Genomic DNA, 14,827 nt, shown 5'->3' with positions numbered 1-14,827 from the left:
CGTGCTCGGTCATCCGTGGCTCCTGCGCACCGGCGAGCTCTGCCGCAGCATCAGCACCAGCAGCCAGGGCGCGCCCAGCGTCGCGGTGACCGCGCCGACCGGCAGCCCCTCGATCGGCAGCAGGTGCTGCACGACCAGGTCGGAGGCGAGCAGCAGGACCGCCCCGGTGAGCCCGGCCAGCGCCAGGGACGCGGCGGTCGGCGGCCCGGTGACGTACCGCACGATGTGCGGTACGGCGAGCGCCACGAACGTCACCGGACCGGCGAGCGCGGCCGCCAGCGACGCCAACGCGACCGCGACGAAGAGGAGTTGGAGCCGCGCGCGGGAGGTGCGCAGACCGAGCGCGCCCGCCGAGTCGTCGCCGAGGTCGAGCACCGCCAGCCGACGGTGCATCACCAGCGCGGCGGCGAGCGCGAGCACCATCGTGCCGCCCGCTCCCCACACCTCCGTCCAGGTCCGCCCGTACACCGAACCGGTGGTCCACTGCAGCGCGGATCCGGCGAGCTCGGCCGGGAAGCGCACGATCATCAGGTTCACGGCGGCGGCGAGACCGGCCTGCACGGCGAGCCCGGTGAGCACCAGCCGGGTGACCGCGAGGCCCGAGCGCCAGGCGAACACGCCCAGCAGCAGCGCCGCGAGCAGCCCGCCGCCCAGGGCCCCGACCGGGATCAGCGCCTGTGAGGCCCCGGCGGCGATCAGCGCCACCGCGCCCAGCGACGCCCCGCCCGTCACGCCCATGACGTCCGGGGAGGCCAGCGGATTGCGGAACAGCCGCTGCAGCACACAGCCCGCCGTGCCCAGCCCCGCACCGGCGACGATCGCCGCCACCGACCGGGGCGCGCGGAACTGCTGCACGACCAGCACGTCGCCCGGATCCCCGAGGCCGATCAGCCCGCGCAGGGCGGTACCGGCCGGCATCGGGATCTCACCCGTCGTCAGGGAGACGGTGAGCAGCACGAACAGCAGGGCCAGAGAGGTCGCGGCGTACAGCAGGACGCGGCGCCGGACCCGGGCACGGGACGTGGACTTCGTCCGCACGGAGACGACCGCGGCGCTCATCGGGCCACCCTGCGCGCCAGCAGCGCCAGCAGCGGCGCGCCCAGGAACGCGGTCACGATGCCGACCTCCAGTTCCGAGGGACGGATCACCAGCCGGCCGAGCACATCGGCCGCGAGCAGCAGCAAGGGACCGGCGATGAGGCAGCCGGGCACCAGCAGCCGGTGGTCGCCGCCGAGCAGCGGCCGTACGAGATGGGGCGCGGCGAGCCCGATGAAGGCCACCGGACCGGCCACCGCCACCGCCGACCCGGCGAGCAGCACGACCGCGACACCGCCGGCAAGCCGGATCCGGGCCACCGGAACGCCGAGCGCCTGGGCCGAATCGTCGCCCAGGGCAAGGGCGTTGAGGGCGGGGGAGACCACCAGGGCGAGAACGAGGCCGAGCAGCAGGGTCGGCAGCACCGGCCACAGCACGTCGAAGGTCCGGCCGGCCAGCGAACCGACCAGCCAGAAGCGGGCCTCGTCCAGCGTGCGCTGGTTCATCAGCATCACCGCCGACGTCCAGGACAGCAGCACCAGTTGGAGGATGGTGCCGCCGAGCGCCAGCCGTACGGCGTCGATGTCCCCGGCGCGCCGGGCCAGCGCCTGCGCGAAGAGGGCGGCGCCGGCCGCGCCCGCGAACGCGAACCACACGTACTGGGCGGGGCTGTTGAGCTTCAGCGCGAAGATGGCGACGACGACCGCGAAACCGGCGCCCGCGTTGATGCCCAGCGTCGCCGGCTCGGCGAGCGGATTGCGGGTGATGCCCTGCGCGACGGCCCCCGCGACCCCGAGCGCGGCTCCGACCGCGAGGCCGATGACGGTACGGGGGAGCCGCAGGCCGGTCACGACGAGCGCGTCCCGTCCCTGGGCGTCGCCGAACAGGGCGTCGGTCACGGTGGACAGGGGCACCGGACGGGCGCCGAGGGCGAGACTCAGGGCGGTGCACAGGCCGAGGGCGGCGATGCCGATGAGGAAGAGCGGTATGTGCCTCAGGGCACGGAAGGGCACACCTGTGGGGGGTGCGCCCTGTTGAGTCGCAGTCACAAGCGGTGAGATTAGGTTAGCCTTGCTTTAGAATTCAACCGCTGTGGGCTCGCTGTGACATGCGCAATAGATGATCTCCACGCCTTGCCTCACCTCGCCGTTCTCGTGTGATCATGGATGTAAGGTAAGCCTAACCTAGCTGACTTCCGTTGGTCCTTGCGTTGAACCCTGCACAGGAGCTCCCATGCCCATGGCCCTGAAGACCCCGCCGGTCGGCGCCGTCGCGCGCACGCTCGGTGGCGTCTATCGGAGCTTGACGGACCTGTGTGAAGTCCTGTCCGTGCGCGTCGCGGAGCCTGGCGCCGAGGTGGTCCGAGCAGGCGTGAGTGCGGCGGACCTGACGAAGGACGAGTCCCTGCTGGACGCCTTCGTCGAGGCGGAAGCGGCACGCATCCAGCAGCGCCACGGGACGGTGCCGCGCCGTGACGTGGCCGCCTCCCGCGCGCTGCACGACTACGCCTGGTCCGTCTCGCTCTTGATGAGCGGGGTCTGGTACCTGGAGCGCCGGGTTCCCCGGATCCGGCCCGAGGACCTGTGGCTGGACCTCGCCACGGCCGAGTTCACGCTCGTGCCCGGGAGTGATCTCACCTGTCTGGCCGGCGACCCCCTGGAAGCGCTGCCGGGTGTGCTGACGGCCCCTCATGAGGAGGCGCTGCGCTCCGAGTTGAGGGGCGCGGTCGCCGAGCATCTGGAGCCGCTGCTGACCGCGCTCGGTCCCACCGCACGGCGTGGCTCACGCGCCCTGTGGGGCATGGTCGCCGACGACCTGGTCTCCGGCATCTGGTACCTCGGCCGTACGCTCGGCCGCGAGGACGACGCCGTCCGCGCGGCGGGCGAGCTGCTGCCGAAGAGCCTGGCCCCGTACCCGGCCGGCGCCGACTTCCGGTACCTGACGACCGATGACGGTCACCGGCACCCGACCCGCACCCGTACCGGCTGCTGCATGTACTACACGATCCGTCCCGACGAGGCGTGTGTCACCTGCCCCCGCACCGGCGACGCGGAACGGCTGCGCCGGCTGCAGAGCTGAGACGGGCTCACTCGGCGGTCGCCAGGAACTGCGTCGCCGCCAGCTCGGCGTAGAGCGGATCCCCCGCGACGAGTTCGCGATGCGTCCCCACCGCACGCACCCGGCCCGCGTCCATCACCACGATCCGGTCGGCCATCGTCACCGTCGACAGCCGGTGCGCTACGACCAGCACCGTGGTCGTCCGGGCGACGTCGGCGACGGTGTCGCGCAGCGCCGCCTCGTTCACCGCGTCCAGCTGCGAGGTGGCCTCGTCGAGCAGCAGCAGACGCGGGCGGCGCAGCAGGGCGCGGGCGATGGCCACGCGCTGCCGCTCGCCGCCGGACAGCTTGGTGCCGCGATGTCCGACGAGTGTGTCCAGACCGCCGGGCAGCCGGGCGACCAGACCGTCGAGGCGGGTCGTCTTGAGCACCCGGGTGAGGGCGTCGTCCTCCGCGTCCGGGTTGCCCAGCAGCAGATTGTCCCGCAGCGAACCCGACAGGACCGGGGCGTCCTGCTCCACATAGCCGATGGCGGAGCGCAGGCGGGACAGCTCCCAGTCCGCGAGGTCCCGTCCGTCGAGGGTGATGGTCCCGGCCTCGGGGTCGTAGAACCGCTCGATGAGGGAGAAGACGGTGGTCTTGCCCGCGCCCGACGGTCCGACGAACGCCGTCATGCCCTGCGCGGGCACGGCGAACGTCACCCCGTGATGCACGTACGGCAGATCGTCGGCGTAGCGGAAGCGCACGTCCTCGAAGGCCAGCGCGGCGGGCTGCTCCCCGGCTGCGGGCAACGGCGCGGGGGCGGCGGCCGGTTCGGCGGGCAGCCGTAGCGCCTCCTGGATGCGGGCGAGGGCCGCCGCGCCCGTCTGGTACTGAGTGATCGCGCCGACGACCTGCTGGATCGGCGACATCAGATAGAAGACGTAGAGCAGGAACGCGACCAGCGTGCCGATGTCGATCGCCCCCGTCGCCACCCGTGCGCCGCCCACCGCGAGCACCGTGATGAAGGCGATCTGCATGGCGAGCCCGGCCGTGTTGCCCGCCGCCGCCGACCACTTGGCGGCCCGCACGCTCTGCCGCCACGACTCCTCGGCGGCCTCGTGCAGCGTCCGCTCCTCCCGGTGCTCGGCGCCGGACGCCTTCACCGTGCGCAGCGCGCCGAGGATCCGTTCCAGCGAGGCTCCCATCACACCGACCGCGTTCTGCGCCTGCCGGCTGGCCCGGTTGATGCGCGGCACGATCACGCCGAGGACCGTGCCGGCGCCCAGGACCACGGCGAGTGTGACCGTCAGCAGCACCGGATCCACTAGACCCATCATCACCACCGTCGCCAGCAGGGTGAGGCCGCCCGTGCCGAGGCCCACGAGCGAGTCGGTCGTGACCTCGCGCAACAGCGTCGTGTCCGAGGTGATGCGGGCCATCAGATCGCCCGGCTCACTGCGGTCCACCGCCGTGATGCGCAGCCGCAGCAGATACGACGACAGGGCGCGCCGCGCGCCGAGCACCACCGACTCCGCGGTGCGCCGCAGCACGTACGAACCCAACGCGCCCACCGCCGCGTTGGCCACGACCAGGCCGGACATGAGCAGCAGTGCCCCGGTGATGGCCCGGTCGTGGGACAGGTCGTCGATCAACCCCCGTGCCACCAGCGGAAGGAGGAGCCCGGTGGCCCCGGTGACCAGCGACAGCACGGCTCCGGCCAACAGGGTCCACCGATGCGGCCGTACGTATCCGAGGAGGAGCCGCCACGCGGGCTGGTCGGTCGGCGTCCGGTCAGTGCTCACGGCGCTCCTTCGGAGTCGGTCGGAGCCTTCAGGCTACGTCGGCCCGTCCGTGCGCGGCGCGCCAGTTCCGGGCGACCGACAGCACGATCGGCCTATCGCCCCCGTCCGGGAGACAGGCACCGACCATGCCGGTCAGTACCTCGCCCGGCCCCAGCTCGAGGAAGACGCTCGCCCCGTCGCGCCGCATACGGGCTACCGCGTCCGGGAAGCGGACCGGATCACGCAGGGCCCGCACCCAGTGGTCCGGCCCGGCGGCCTCGCGGCCCACCGGCCGGGCAGTCGTGTCGGAGATCAGCGGGATGCGCGGGGCACGCAGGTCCAGCGTCTCCAGTGCCCGGCGGTAGTCCGCCAACAGCGGGTCGAAGTACGGGGAGTGCGGCGCCACGTCGGCCCGCAGGAGACGGGTGCGGCGACCACGGGCCGACCACTCCCCGCAGATCTCGGTGACCGTCGCGCGGTCCCCCGACACCACCACCGACCGGGGTCCGTTGACCGCGGCGATCACCGCCGTCGGCCCCAGGCGCAGTTCCTCGGGGGAGGCCTCCACGGCGGCCATGCGTCCCCCCTCCGGCATCTTCCCCATGAGGTGCGACAACGTGCCGACCGCGTGGCAGGCGTCCGCCAGTGAGAAGACACCCGCCACGTGCGCGGCCGCCATGTGCCCGGCCGAGTAGCCGAACAGCACGTCCGGTTCGAGTCCCTGGCTCTCCAGCAGCCGGTACTGCGCGACCTGCAGCGCGAAGATCGCCGGATAGCCGTACACGATGCGGTCGAGCAGCCCGGACGTGGGCGTCCCGGCCGGAGCGAACATCACCTCCCGCAGAGGGAGGTCGAGGTACGGATCGAGAAGTGAGCAGACCTCGTCCAGCGCGTCGGCGAACGCGGGTGCGGCGCCGTGGAGTTCACGCCCCATCTCCGGCTGCTGGGACCCTGCCGCGGAGAACAGGAAGGCGGTCCGGCCCGTCGGCTTCCGCACCTCGTCCGTGCGGCGCGGGACGGCCGGGGCCGTGCCCGTCAGGCGGGCGACCACCTCCTCGGCCGACTCGCACACGACGATCCGCTCCAGGTCCCCGGGGTGGAGAAAGCCCTCGTCCCGCGCGTGCTCCAGGAACGACAGCAAAGGACGGTAGAAACCGAACGGGTCGAGAAGCAGGCACGGCTTGCCGTGGACCCTCAACTGGGCCCAGGACAGCACCTCCAGAAGCTCCTCCGCCGTGCCCAGGCCCCCCGGCAGCGCCACGAAGGCGTGGCACGCCTGGGCCATGCGCGCCTTGCGCTGATGGATGTCCGCGACCACCTCCAGCTCGGTGAGCCCGGGGTGTGTGATCTCGTACGGCAGCATGCGGCTCGGCACCACTCCCGTGACCGAGCCCCCGGCGGCCAGAGCCGCGTCCGCGACCGCCCCCATCAGGCCGATGCGGGCGCCGCCGTAGACCAGCCGCAGACCCGCTCCGGCCAGGGCACGGCCGAGTTCGGCGGCGATCCCCACATGGCCCGGCCGGCTGCCGGGGGAGGAGCCGCAGAAGACGGTCACCGTCGTCACGCCCACAGCCCGTACCCCCTGGTCAGGATGTGGTGCGGGTCGTACCGGTCCTTGGCGCCGGCGAGTTCCGGCCAGACCGGGCCGAAGTGGGAACGCCAGTCGTCCGGCGCCATGGGCAGCGCCGCGACCGGGTGCAGGACCCCGCCGACGGCCCTGGCGCGCTCGTACAGCGCCCGGTTGGCCGCCACCAGACGGCGTACGACGCCGGGCCGGTCGGGTGGTGCCGTGCGCATCAGGGACAGGAGGCAGAGGAGTTCACCCGCGGGCCTGGGCATCAGCGGGGCGTGCAGGGCCCGGCCGGTCAGGGGGCGCAGCTGGACCGTGCCGCAGGCGCGCAGGCCTCGCTGGGCGTCCTCGGCCAGCAGGGCCGGAACGAAGGAGGTCACGGCCTGTTCGGGGAGCAGCAGGGTGAGCCAGGGGTGCGGGCGGTGCCACTCGCCCGTGGCGCGCAGGAGACGTTCGTCGCGGTCGAGGCGGTGCAGGTACTCGGCGTACGACAGGTCCGCGATCTCCTCGGTGTCGCGGTCGTGGTCCAGGTCGCCGATGAGCAGCTCGTCGTCGGCGGGTGGCCGGCCGGGGCACGGTGGGGCGGCGTGCGGTGCCACCGCCTCGATCATGTACTGCCAGCCGCCGTCGAGCGCCGGCCGTGCCTGCCCCGTGACATGGCTGAAGCGGGGGTCGCGGGCCAGCCGCCGCTGGTCGGTGACGTAGGTGCCGGGCGAGTCGTAGTACAGGCGGTAGCGGCGCACATGCGTGGGGGCGGGCACGAGGGCGAGCGTGGCGCCGACGATCAGCGCGCACTGGCCCAGCCCGGCGAGGACGGCCCGGAAGAGGTCCGGGCGACGGTCGGGTGAGCAGGTCAGGTGCTCTCCGGTGCCCGTGACGACCTCCACCTCCCGTACCCGGTCGGCGACCAGACCGTACCGGTGGCTGGAGCCGCCGAAGCCGCCGGTGCTCAGCACACCGCCGACGCTGCCGCCGAGGTGGTCGGGCAGCACCGGGGGCGTGAGCCCTTCGGCGAGCGCGGCCCGTACGACATCCCGCCAGGAGGCGCCCGCCCCGGCCGTGAGCGTCCGCCGGTCCGGAGCGCAGCGCACCTCGTTCAGCGGGGCCATGTCGACGACGTAGCCGCCGTGCGCCTGACCCTGCCCGTACAGCGCCTGTCCGCCCCCGCGGGCGGAGACCGGCAGTCCGTGCGGAGCGGCGAAACAGAGGAGTTCCCGTACGGCGGCGACGGACGGCGCCGCGACGACGCCGAGCGGACAGGAGTCGATGATGTGGCCGAAATCGACGGCCACGTCCTTCACATCCGGAGTTCCGTTCATGCCGCACGCTCCAGGCCGCCGAGGGCGAACCCGGATTCCGTCACCGGACTTCCGAAAATTTCGGTGAACACACGATGCTGGAGAAAGCCGTGCTCCGCGTGCCGTTCTGCGATGAGCGCGGCGATCCGGTTCAGGACGCGCTCGGGGATGTCCTGTCGGTCGATGTTCGCGACGTCGAGTGAATATTTTGCGCAGCATTCGAGTACGGCCTCGAATCCGTTGACGGAGGCCGCGAGCAACCGCCGGCGGGGATCGCGCCACAGCGCGGCCAGTTCCTTCAGCAGGCCGGGACCGCAGGCGCCGGGGATCAGCATCTCGTGCGCCCGGCGGGTCAGGGCGGCCAGGTACTCGTCGCGTGTGGGCAGCGGGAGGAGACGGACCGTCAGCTGCCAGGCCAGGGCGGACCGGCGGTCGCACAGCTCCCGCAGCAGGGAGATCGATCCGCCCTCGACGATCACGAGCGGGTGCGTCCAGGCGAGCCGCTCCACCAGCGCGACCAGCGCGTTCGTCGCCTCGGTCGCGGACAGGTCGCCGTCGGCGAAGGTCCGGTCGCCCAGCCAGTGCCGGCGCACGCCCGGTACGTCGGCTCCGGCGCGGGCGCTGGCGGTGGCCAGGTCGGTGAAGCACTGAAGCCGGTCCGCGACGACGATCGGGGCACCGGTGGCCCGGGCCAGCTCGGTGGCCGCCGCGCTCTTGCCGACTCCGGTCGGCCCCGCGATCAGATGGACGCGCGGGCGGGTCACGGGAGGTGGTGCGGTGTCGGCCATGACGGGACTCCCCCTCGGCTTGGTCTGCGGGAAAGAACTCCCTTCAAGCTACGCACCCGAACCCGCGTACTGGCCCAGCGTTATGCCCCGATCGGGCAAAGAGACAGCCACATTCCTGTGGGTTTGTTAAAGTTTCAAGAAGGTCGCGCTGGAGTCGATAACTTCGGGTAATTCAGGGTCATGTGACGGTGTGTCGGGGCGTTTTCTTAACGAATTCCTGACGTGCCGTAATGAACCCGCCCCCGGAAGGATTTCCCATGAACTCCGACATGCTGCTGGCCGCCGCCGAGGCCCTTCCCCGGTCCCGCGCCGATGTGCCCGCGGCGCCCGCCGCCGTCCTCGTCGGCTACGGCGCGGTCGACGAACTGACCAGGCTCGCCGCCGACTCCCGCTGGACCGTGCACGCGCCCGGACACCCCGACGAGGTGCGCCGCGCGATCCAGCGCGCCGTACGGCGCGGCGACCGGGCGTACGTCCATGTGTCCGGCGACTCCAACGCCGAACCGCGCGGCGTGAGCGAGGGCTTCGAACTCGTCCGTGAAGGGCTGGACGGCGTGGTCGCCGCGGTCGGCGCCACCCTCGACCCCGTCCTGCGCGCCACGTCCGGCCTCGACCTGACCGTGCTGTATGCGGCCACCGTCCGCCCCTTCGACCAGGTCGGCCTGCGCACCGCTGTCCTGGCCGCCGACCACGCCGACGTGGTGCTGGTCGAGCCCGGACAGCCCGGCCTGTCGGCCCGGCACGTCGCCGAGACGCTGGTCCACGTACCGCACCGGCTGCTGGCCCTGGGCGGTGCGGACGGCCTGGACGAGGCGGCCCTCGCCCGGGCCGTCCGGGACTTCCTGAGGTGATCCGGACGTTCCTCAGCCGGCGGCGGACCGTCCTCGCTCGGCCAGAGTGGCCAGGGTCGCTTCGAGGTCGGCGGGGCGCGGGCGGTTGTGCGGCAGCTTCGACAGCAGGACGGCCATGCCGCAGGTGTCGGTGAGGGCCGAGAACACCAGCCCGGCCGCGATCCCCGCGGAGAGCAGCTGCCAGGCCGGGTGCAGCAGTCCGAGGGCCAGTCCGAGCAGGACGATCGCGCCCGCGGTGAAACGCACCTGGCGCTCCATCGCCCAGACGGTGCGCCGGCCCGGCGCCGGCCGCCGCAGTTCGTGCCCGCGCCCTGCCCAGCCCTGGGTGCCGCCTGACAGGGTCATGGCCGGTATGCCGTGCCCGGCGAGGAGGCGGCAGGCTCGCTCCGAGCGGGCGCCGGAGGCGCAGACCACCAGCAGCTCGCCGGGAAGCCGCCGCAGCGCGGGCAGGGCTGAGTCGAGCCGGTCCATGGGGATGTTGAGGGCGTCGGGCAGATGCCCGGCGGCGTACTCACCCGGGGTGCGCACGTCGATGACGGTCAGGCCGGGCAGGCGGGTGCGGGCCTCGTCGGCGTCGAGGGCGGGGGGCTCGAGCGGTGAGTTCACGGGAAGCGAGATCCTTTCGAGGGGAAGGAGGTAAAATACCCCCAAGGGTATGCAGAGGAGTGATCGTGGAGCTGCAGTTCGAGGGCGATGACCTCAAGTCGGTGCTGAACCGCCTGCGCCGGGCGCAGGGTCAGATCTCCGGAGTGATCAAGATGATCGAGGAGGGCCGCGACTGCGAGGACGTCGTCACGCAGCTCGCCGCCGCCTCCCGGGCTCTCGACCGGGCCGGCTTCGCGATCATCGCGACCGGGCTCCAGCAGTGCCTCACCGACGCCGAGAAGGGCGATCGCAACGGTGAGACGACGGAGCAGATGAAGGCACGGCTGGAGAAGCTGTTCCTGTCGTTGGCATAGGTGCCGCGGTTGGCCGGCACAGGTGCCACGGGTACGGGCCACGGGCGTAGATGTCACGTCCCTGCGGTTCATACGACGGCGTCGGCCAGCATGAACACGGCCACCGCCAGCAGGACGTACGCGAAGATCCGCTGAAGCGTGCCTCCGGAGACCTTCCCGGCGAGCCGCTTGCCGTCCCACGCGCCGAGCACCGCGGCCGCCGCGAACGGCGCGACGTGTCCCCAGTCGACCGGCGCCGCCGAACCCGCCCGGGCCGCCAGCGCGACCAGTGAGTTGACGGTGATGACCAGCAGGCTCGTGCCGACGGCGGCCCGCATGCGCAGCCCGACCACGTTCACCAGCGCGGGTACGGCGAGGAAGCCGCCGCCGACCCCGAGCAGCCCGGTCACCGCACCGAGGCCCGCTCCGGCCTGAACGACCCGGCCGGGACGCACCGGCACCTCGTCGTGCCGTACGGCGGCCGACGGCCGGAGCATGCGCAGCGCGGCGACAGCGGCGATCAGCGCGAACGCCCCCGTGAGCACCCCGGGAGGCAGCCGCCCGGACACGGCCCCGCCGACCGCCGCGGGCACCAGGCCCGCCGCCGCGAACAGCGCCCCGGCGCGCCATCGCACCGTGCCCTCACGGGCGTGCACGCCGAGCGCGGCCACAGAGGTGACGGTGACGACGACCAGGCTCGCGGTGGCGGCCGCGGCGGGTGTGAAGCCGAGCAGGTACATCAGCGCGGGCACGGCCAGCACACTGCCGCCACCTCCCAGTGCCCCGAGCGCGAGCCCGGTGGCGGCACCGGCGAGCAGACCGAGGACCAGGGCGCTCACCGGGGGTGGCCGGGGGTGCCGCAGGATGCCTCCGGCTCCGCGACCACCGGGAGCCCCGCCTCGGCCCAGGCCCGCATCCCGCCGATGACGTCCACGACTTCGGTTCCGCGCGCCGAGAGCAGGGCGGCGGCCTCGCGGGAACGCTTGCCGGAGCGGCAGATCGCGACGACCGGGCGTCCCTGCGCGGCCGGCGGGAGCGGCTCACCCGACGTCAGCGACGACAGGGGCGCGAGCACGGCGCCCGGAGCGTGCCCCGTGGCCCATTCGCCGGGCTCCCGCACGTCCACCAGTACGGCGTCCGTGCCCGTCCGCTCATGGGCCTCGGCCGCGCTGATCCGCGCCATGGGGAGGCCGGCGTCGTGTGCCGCCGCGAAGGCGTCGTCGACGGCGACGACGTCACGTCCTGCCGCGTCGAGCAGCGAGGCGGCGATGGCGGCCCGCATGCCGCCGGCGCAGTGCACCCACACGGTGCCGTCCGGTATCTCCCCGAGACGGTCGCGCAGCCGGTGCAGCGGAATGTGCACCGAGCCCTTGATGTGACCGGCGACGCGCTCGGAGTCGCGCCGCACGTCCAGGACCACGACGCCGTCCTGCGCGGCCAGTTCGGCGAAGGTGCCGCGCGGGAAGGAGCGCGGCCGCTCGCCCTGACGTGTCCAGTCGGCGGGGGAACCGGTCGCCGCGGCGGCCGGCCGGTCGATGCCGACCCGGACCAGTTCCCGCTGGGCGTCGGCCAGTTGGGCCGGGGTCTCGGCGAGCAGGGTGACCGGCTTGCCCCACGGGAGCAGCCAGGCCAGATACGTGGCGAGCTGCCCCTCCGCCTCGAAGTTCAGCGAGCCGGCGACATGGCCCTCGGCGAACGCGACACGGTTGCGCAGATCCACCACCCACTCCCCGGCGGCGAGCCGCGCCGCGATGTCCTCGGCGTCGGCGGGGCGCGGCGGGGTCAGGTCCACCGGCGCCGGGCCCCGCGCGTTCGCCGGGCCCATGTGGGCGTAGTACGCGGGCACGTCGTCCAGCCCGGCGAGCAGGTCGGCGACGAACGCGTCGACATCCTTCACCAGGGCCTCGTTGACGGCACGCTCATGCCCGATGGTCGTCGCCGCCCCGCCCGCCGCCCGGGTCGCCGAGCAGAAGCTGCCGAAACCGTGCGTCGGCAGCACCGCCGTCTCGTCCGGCAGCTCGGCGGCCAGCCGGTGCGCGGAGTCGTACTGCGCCCGCGCCAGCCGCCCCGTCAGCCGGGGCTCCACCAGATCGGGCCGCCCGACCGTGCCGATCAGCAGGGAACCACCGGTGAAGACGGCCACCGCGCGGCCGGTGTCCTCCAGCACGTACGACGTGTGGTGCGGGGTGTGCCCGGGAGTGGCCAGGGCGCGCAGCACCAGACGGTCGGCGATCCGCGTACGGTCCCCGTCGGCGACCGGGACCCGCTCGTACCCGACCCGCGCCGCGGCCGGTACGAGATAGGCGGCGCCGGTGATCCGGGCCAGCTCCAGACCGCCGGTCACATAGTCGTTGTGCACATGGGTCTCGGCGACATGGGTGATGCGCACACCCCGCCGCGCGGCGGCCGCGATGACCCGGTCGATGTCCCTGGGCGGATCGACCACCACGGCGCTGTGTTCGTCGCCCGCCAGATAGCTGCGGTTCCCGAGCCCCGGCACGTCGATGGTGTCGACGAAGTACACGGCAGTGCTCCTCTCCTGGTCACCTCGTGAACCCTCGGCGGATTACCCCCGGGGGTATATGGCAAACATAGCAGAGGTACCCCTGGGGGTATCTACGGGAGTGTTTCGGCGGCCGTGGCCGGATGGGTCGGGACGGTGGCCGGAAGGTGAGGTCATGAGCGGTGCCCCAGCCCTTTACCGATCAGTCACCTCTAGGGTCGGGAGTGGACCGAGAGCCGCCGAGGGAAGGGTGGAGCACCATGGCGCAGGAAGTTCGCGGCGTGATCGCACCGGGCAAGGACGAGCCGGTGCGGGTGGAGACCATCGTGGTGCCCGATCCGGGGCCGGGTGAGGCCGTGGTGAAGGTGCAGGCCTGCGGTGTGTGCCACACCGACCTGCACTACAAGCAGGGCGGCATCAGCGACGACTTCCCCTTCCTCCTCGGGCACGAGGCCGCGGGTGTCGTGGAGTCGGTGGGGGAGGGGGTCACCGATGTCGCCCCCGGGGACTTCGTGATCCTCAACTGGCGTGCGGTGTGCGGTCAGTGCCGGGCCTGTCTGCGCGGGCGGCCCTGGTACTGCTTCGACACCCACAACGCCCGGCAGAAGATGACCCTCGCCTCCACCGGGCAGGAGCTGTCGCCCGCACTGGGAATCGGCGCGTTCGCGGAGAAGACCCTGGTGGCGGCCGGACAGTGCACCAAGGTGGACGCTTCGGTGGCCCCGCAGGTCGCGGGTCTGCTGGGGTGCGGGGTGATGGCCGGGATCGGCGCGGCCATCAACACGGGCAACGTCGGCCGCGGTGACACCGTCGCGGTCATCGGCTGCGGCGGCGTCGGCGACGCGGCGATCGCCGGGTCACGCCTGGCCGGGGCGGCGCGGATCATCGCCGTGGACATCGACGACCGCAAGCTGGCCACGGCCCGCACCATGGGCGCCACCCACACGGTCAACTCCCGCGAGACCGACCCCGTCGAGGCGATCCGCGAGCTGACCGGCGGCTTCGGCGCCGACGTCGTCATCGAGGCCGTCGGCCGCCCGGAGACGTACAAGCAGGCCTTCTACGCCCGAGATCTCGCCGGCACGGTCGTCCTGGTCGGCGTGCCGACCCCTCAGATGAAGCTGGAACTGCCCCTGCTGGACGTCTTCGGCCGCGGCGGCGCGCTCAAGTCGAGCTGGTACGGCGACTGCCTGCCCTCCCGCGACTTCCCCATGCTGATCGACCTGCATCTGCAGGGCCGCCTGGACCTGGAGGCGTTCGTCACCGAGACCATCCAACTCACCGACGTGGAGAAGGCATTCGAGCGCATGCACCACGGCGACGTCCTGCGCTCGGTGGTGATGCTCTGATGGCCGCCCGCATCGAACGCCTCGTCACCTCCGGGCAGTTCACCCTCGACGGCGGCACCTGGGACGTCGACAACAACGTGTGGCTCGTCGGCGACGACCACGAAGTGATCGTCATCGACGCCGCCCATGACGCCGACGCCATCGCCGAGGCCGTCGGCGACCGGCGCCTCACCGCGATCGTGTGCACCCACGCCCACAACGACCACATCGACGCCGCACCCGAACTCGCCGACCGCACCGGCGCCACGATCTGGCTCCACCCCGACGACCTGCCGCTGTGGAAGCAGACCCATCCGGACCGCGACCCCGACGCCCATCTCGTGGACGGCCAGATCATCGAGGCCGCGGGCGCCGACCTCACGGTCCTGCACACCCCGGGCCACGCGCCGGGCGCGGTGTGCCTGCACGACCCCGGCCTGGGCGTCGTCTTCACCGGCGACACCCTCTTTCAGGGCGGCCCCGGCGCCACCGGACGCTCCTACTCCCACTTCCCGACGATCATCGACTCCCTGCGCACCCACCTGCTCACCCTCCCGCCCGAGACCAAGGTCCTCACCGGCCACGGCGACCCGACCACCATCGGAGCCGAGGCGCCGCACCTGGAGGACTGGATCGCCCGCGGCCACTGAGACCGGAAAACCCGTGGTCGGGCGTGGGGCGCGGCCGTACGATCGC

General features: G+C 72.8%; 14 protein-coding genes. 5 read left to right on the top strand and 9 right to left on the bottom strand.

All coding sequences use genetic code 11. From position 1 onward, the window contains the following. Window positions 1–9: 9 nt before the first annotated feature. Complete coding sequence (locus tag ACIBU0_RS34610; protein ID WP_398826608.1) at window positions 10–1,059, bottom strand: FecCD family ABC transporter permease; 1,050 nt, start codon at window positions 1,057–1,059, stop codon at window positions 10–12. Then, window positions 1,056–2,084: a FecCD family ABC transporter permease gene (locus tag ACIBU0_RS34605; protein WP_398826606.1), complete on the bottom strand. Its 1,029-nt coding sequence runs from the start codon at window positions 2,082–2,084 to the stop codon at window positions 1,056–1,058. The genes ACIBU0_RS34610 and ACIBU0_RS34605 overlap by 4 nt, the downstream gene beginning before the upstream one ends. 184 nt (window positions 2,085–2,268) lie before the next feature. Here ACIBU0_RS34605 and ACIBU0_RS34600 point away from each other — a divergent pair, with 184 nt between their 5' ends. Beyond that, entirely contained in the window at window positions 2,269–3,114 is an 846-nt protein-coding gene (locus tag ACIBU0_RS34600) for a (2Fe-2S)-binding protein (RefSeq protein ID WP_398826604.1), read from the top strand. A 7-nt stretch (window positions 3,115–3,121) separates the two neighbouring features. Here the strand turns inward: ACIBU0_RS34600 and ACIBU0_RS34595 are convergent, their stop codons facing one another. Genes ACIBU0_RS34595 through ACIBU0_RS34580 form a run of 4 tightly spaced genes read right to left on the bottom strand, consistent with a single transcriptional unit; the run spans window position 3,122 to window position 8,511 of the window. Then, window positions 3,122–4,876, bottom strand: a complete 1,755-nt coding sequence (locus ACIBU0_RS34595; RefSeq protein ID WP_398826602.1) for an ABC transporter ATP-binding protein — start codon at window positions 4,874–4,876, stop codon at window positions 3,122–3,124. A 28-nt stretch (window positions 4,877–4,904) separates the two neighbouring features. Continuing rightward, complete coding sequence (locus ACIBU0_RS34590) at window positions 4,905–6,419, bottom strand: TIGR00730 family Rossman fold protein (protein WP_398826600.1); 1,515 nt, start codon at window positions 6,417–6,419, stop codon at window positions 4,905–4,907. After that, complete coding sequence (locus ACIBU0_RS34585) at window positions 6,416–7,744, bottom strand: FAD-binding protein (RefSeq protein WP_398826598.1); 1,329 nt, start codon at window positions 7,742–7,744, stop codon at window positions 6,416–6,418. Before ACIBU0_RS34585 ends, ACIBU0_RS34590 begins: the two co-directional genes overlap by 4 nt. After that, window positions 7,741–8,511 carry an isopentenyl transferase family protein gene (locus ACIBU0_RS34580; RefSeq protein WP_398826596.1) on the bottom strand — a complete coding sequence of 257 codons (771 nt, stop codon included), beginning with the start codon at window positions 8,509–8,511 and terminating at the stop codon, window positions 7,741–7,743. Before ACIBU0_RS34580 ends, ACIBU0_RS34585 begins: the two co-directional genes overlap by 4 nt. Before the next feature lie 257 nt (window positions 8,512–8,768). Here ACIBU0_RS34580 and ACIBU0_RS34575 point away from each other — a divergent pair, with 257 nt between their 5' ends. Next, entirely contained in the window at window positions 8,769–9,362 is a 594-nt protein-coding gene (locus ACIBU0_RS34575) for a transketolase (RefSeq protein ID WP_398826594.1), read from the top strand. 12 nt (window positions 9,363–9,374) lie between these two features. On the opposite strand, the gene ACIBU0_RS34570 is transcribed toward ACIBU0_RS34575, so the two are convergent. Further along, complete coding sequence (locus ACIBU0_RS34570) at window positions 9,375–9,968, bottom strand: rhodanese-like domain-containing protein (protein WP_398826592.1); 594 nt, start codon at window positions 9,966–9,968, stop codon at window positions 9,375–9,377. A 65-nt stretch (window positions 9,969–10,033) separates the two neighbouring features. Here ACIBU0_RS34570 and ACIBU0_RS34565 point away from each other — a divergent pair, with 65 nt between their 5' ends. After that, window positions 10,034–10,321: a metal-sensitive transcriptional regulator gene (locus ACIBU0_RS34565; protein WP_398826590.1), complete on the top strand. Its 288-nt coding sequence runs from the start codon at window positions 10,034–10,036 to the stop codon at window positions 10,319–10,321. A 68-nt stretch (window positions 10,322–10,389) separates the two neighbouring features. Here the strand turns inward: ACIBU0_RS34565 and ACIBU0_RS34560 are convergent, their stop codons facing one another. Both ACIBU0_RS34560 and ACIBU0_RS34555 read right to left on the bottom strand, forming a co-directional pair. Then, the gene (locus tag ACIBU0_RS34560) at window positions 10,390–11,139 is read right to left on the bottom strand and encodes a sulfite exporter TauE/SafE family protein (protein ID WP_398826588.1); all 750 of its coding nucleotides are present in this window, start codon (window positions 11,137–11,139) and stop codon (window positions 10,390–10,392) included. After that, a complete protein-coding gene (locus ACIBU0_RS34555) occupies window positions 11,136–12,824 on the bottom strand; it encodes a rhodanese-like domain-containing protein (protein WP_398826586.1) in 1,689 nt (562 codons plus the stop codon). The genes ACIBU0_RS34560 and ACIBU0_RS34555 overlap by 4 nt, the downstream gene beginning before the upstream one ends. 239 nt (window positions 12,825–13,063) lie before the next feature. Here ACIBU0_RS34555 and ACIBU0_RS34550 point away from each other — a divergent pair, with 239 nt between their 5' ends. Further along, on the top strand, window positions 13,064–14,152 hold the full coding sequence (locus ACIBU0_RS34550) for an S-(hydroxymethyl)mycothiol dehydrogenase (protein ID WP_398826584.1): 1,089 nt from the start codon (window positions 13,064–13,066) through the stop codon (window positions 14,150–14,152). Further along, window positions 14,152–14,781 carry an MBL fold metallo-hydrolase gene (locus ACIBU0_RS34545; RefSeq protein WP_398826583.1) on the top strand — a complete coding sequence of 210 codons (630 nt, stop codon included), beginning with the start codon at window positions 14,152–14,154 and terminating at the stop codon, window positions 14,779–14,781. Before ACIBU0_RS34550 ends, ACIBU0_RS34545 begins: the two co-directional genes overlap by 1 nt. Window positions 14,782–14,827: the final 46 nt, after the last annotated feature.

The organism is Streptomyces sp. NPDC049627, from assembly GCF_044465645.1.
Taxonomy (GTDB): domain Bacteria; phylum Actinomycetota; class Actinomycetes; order Streptomycetales; family Streptomycetaceae; genus Streptomyces.
The sequence above is the reverse complement of the archived record's forward strand: the minus strand, read 5'-3'. Positions and strand labels throughout refer to the sequence as shown.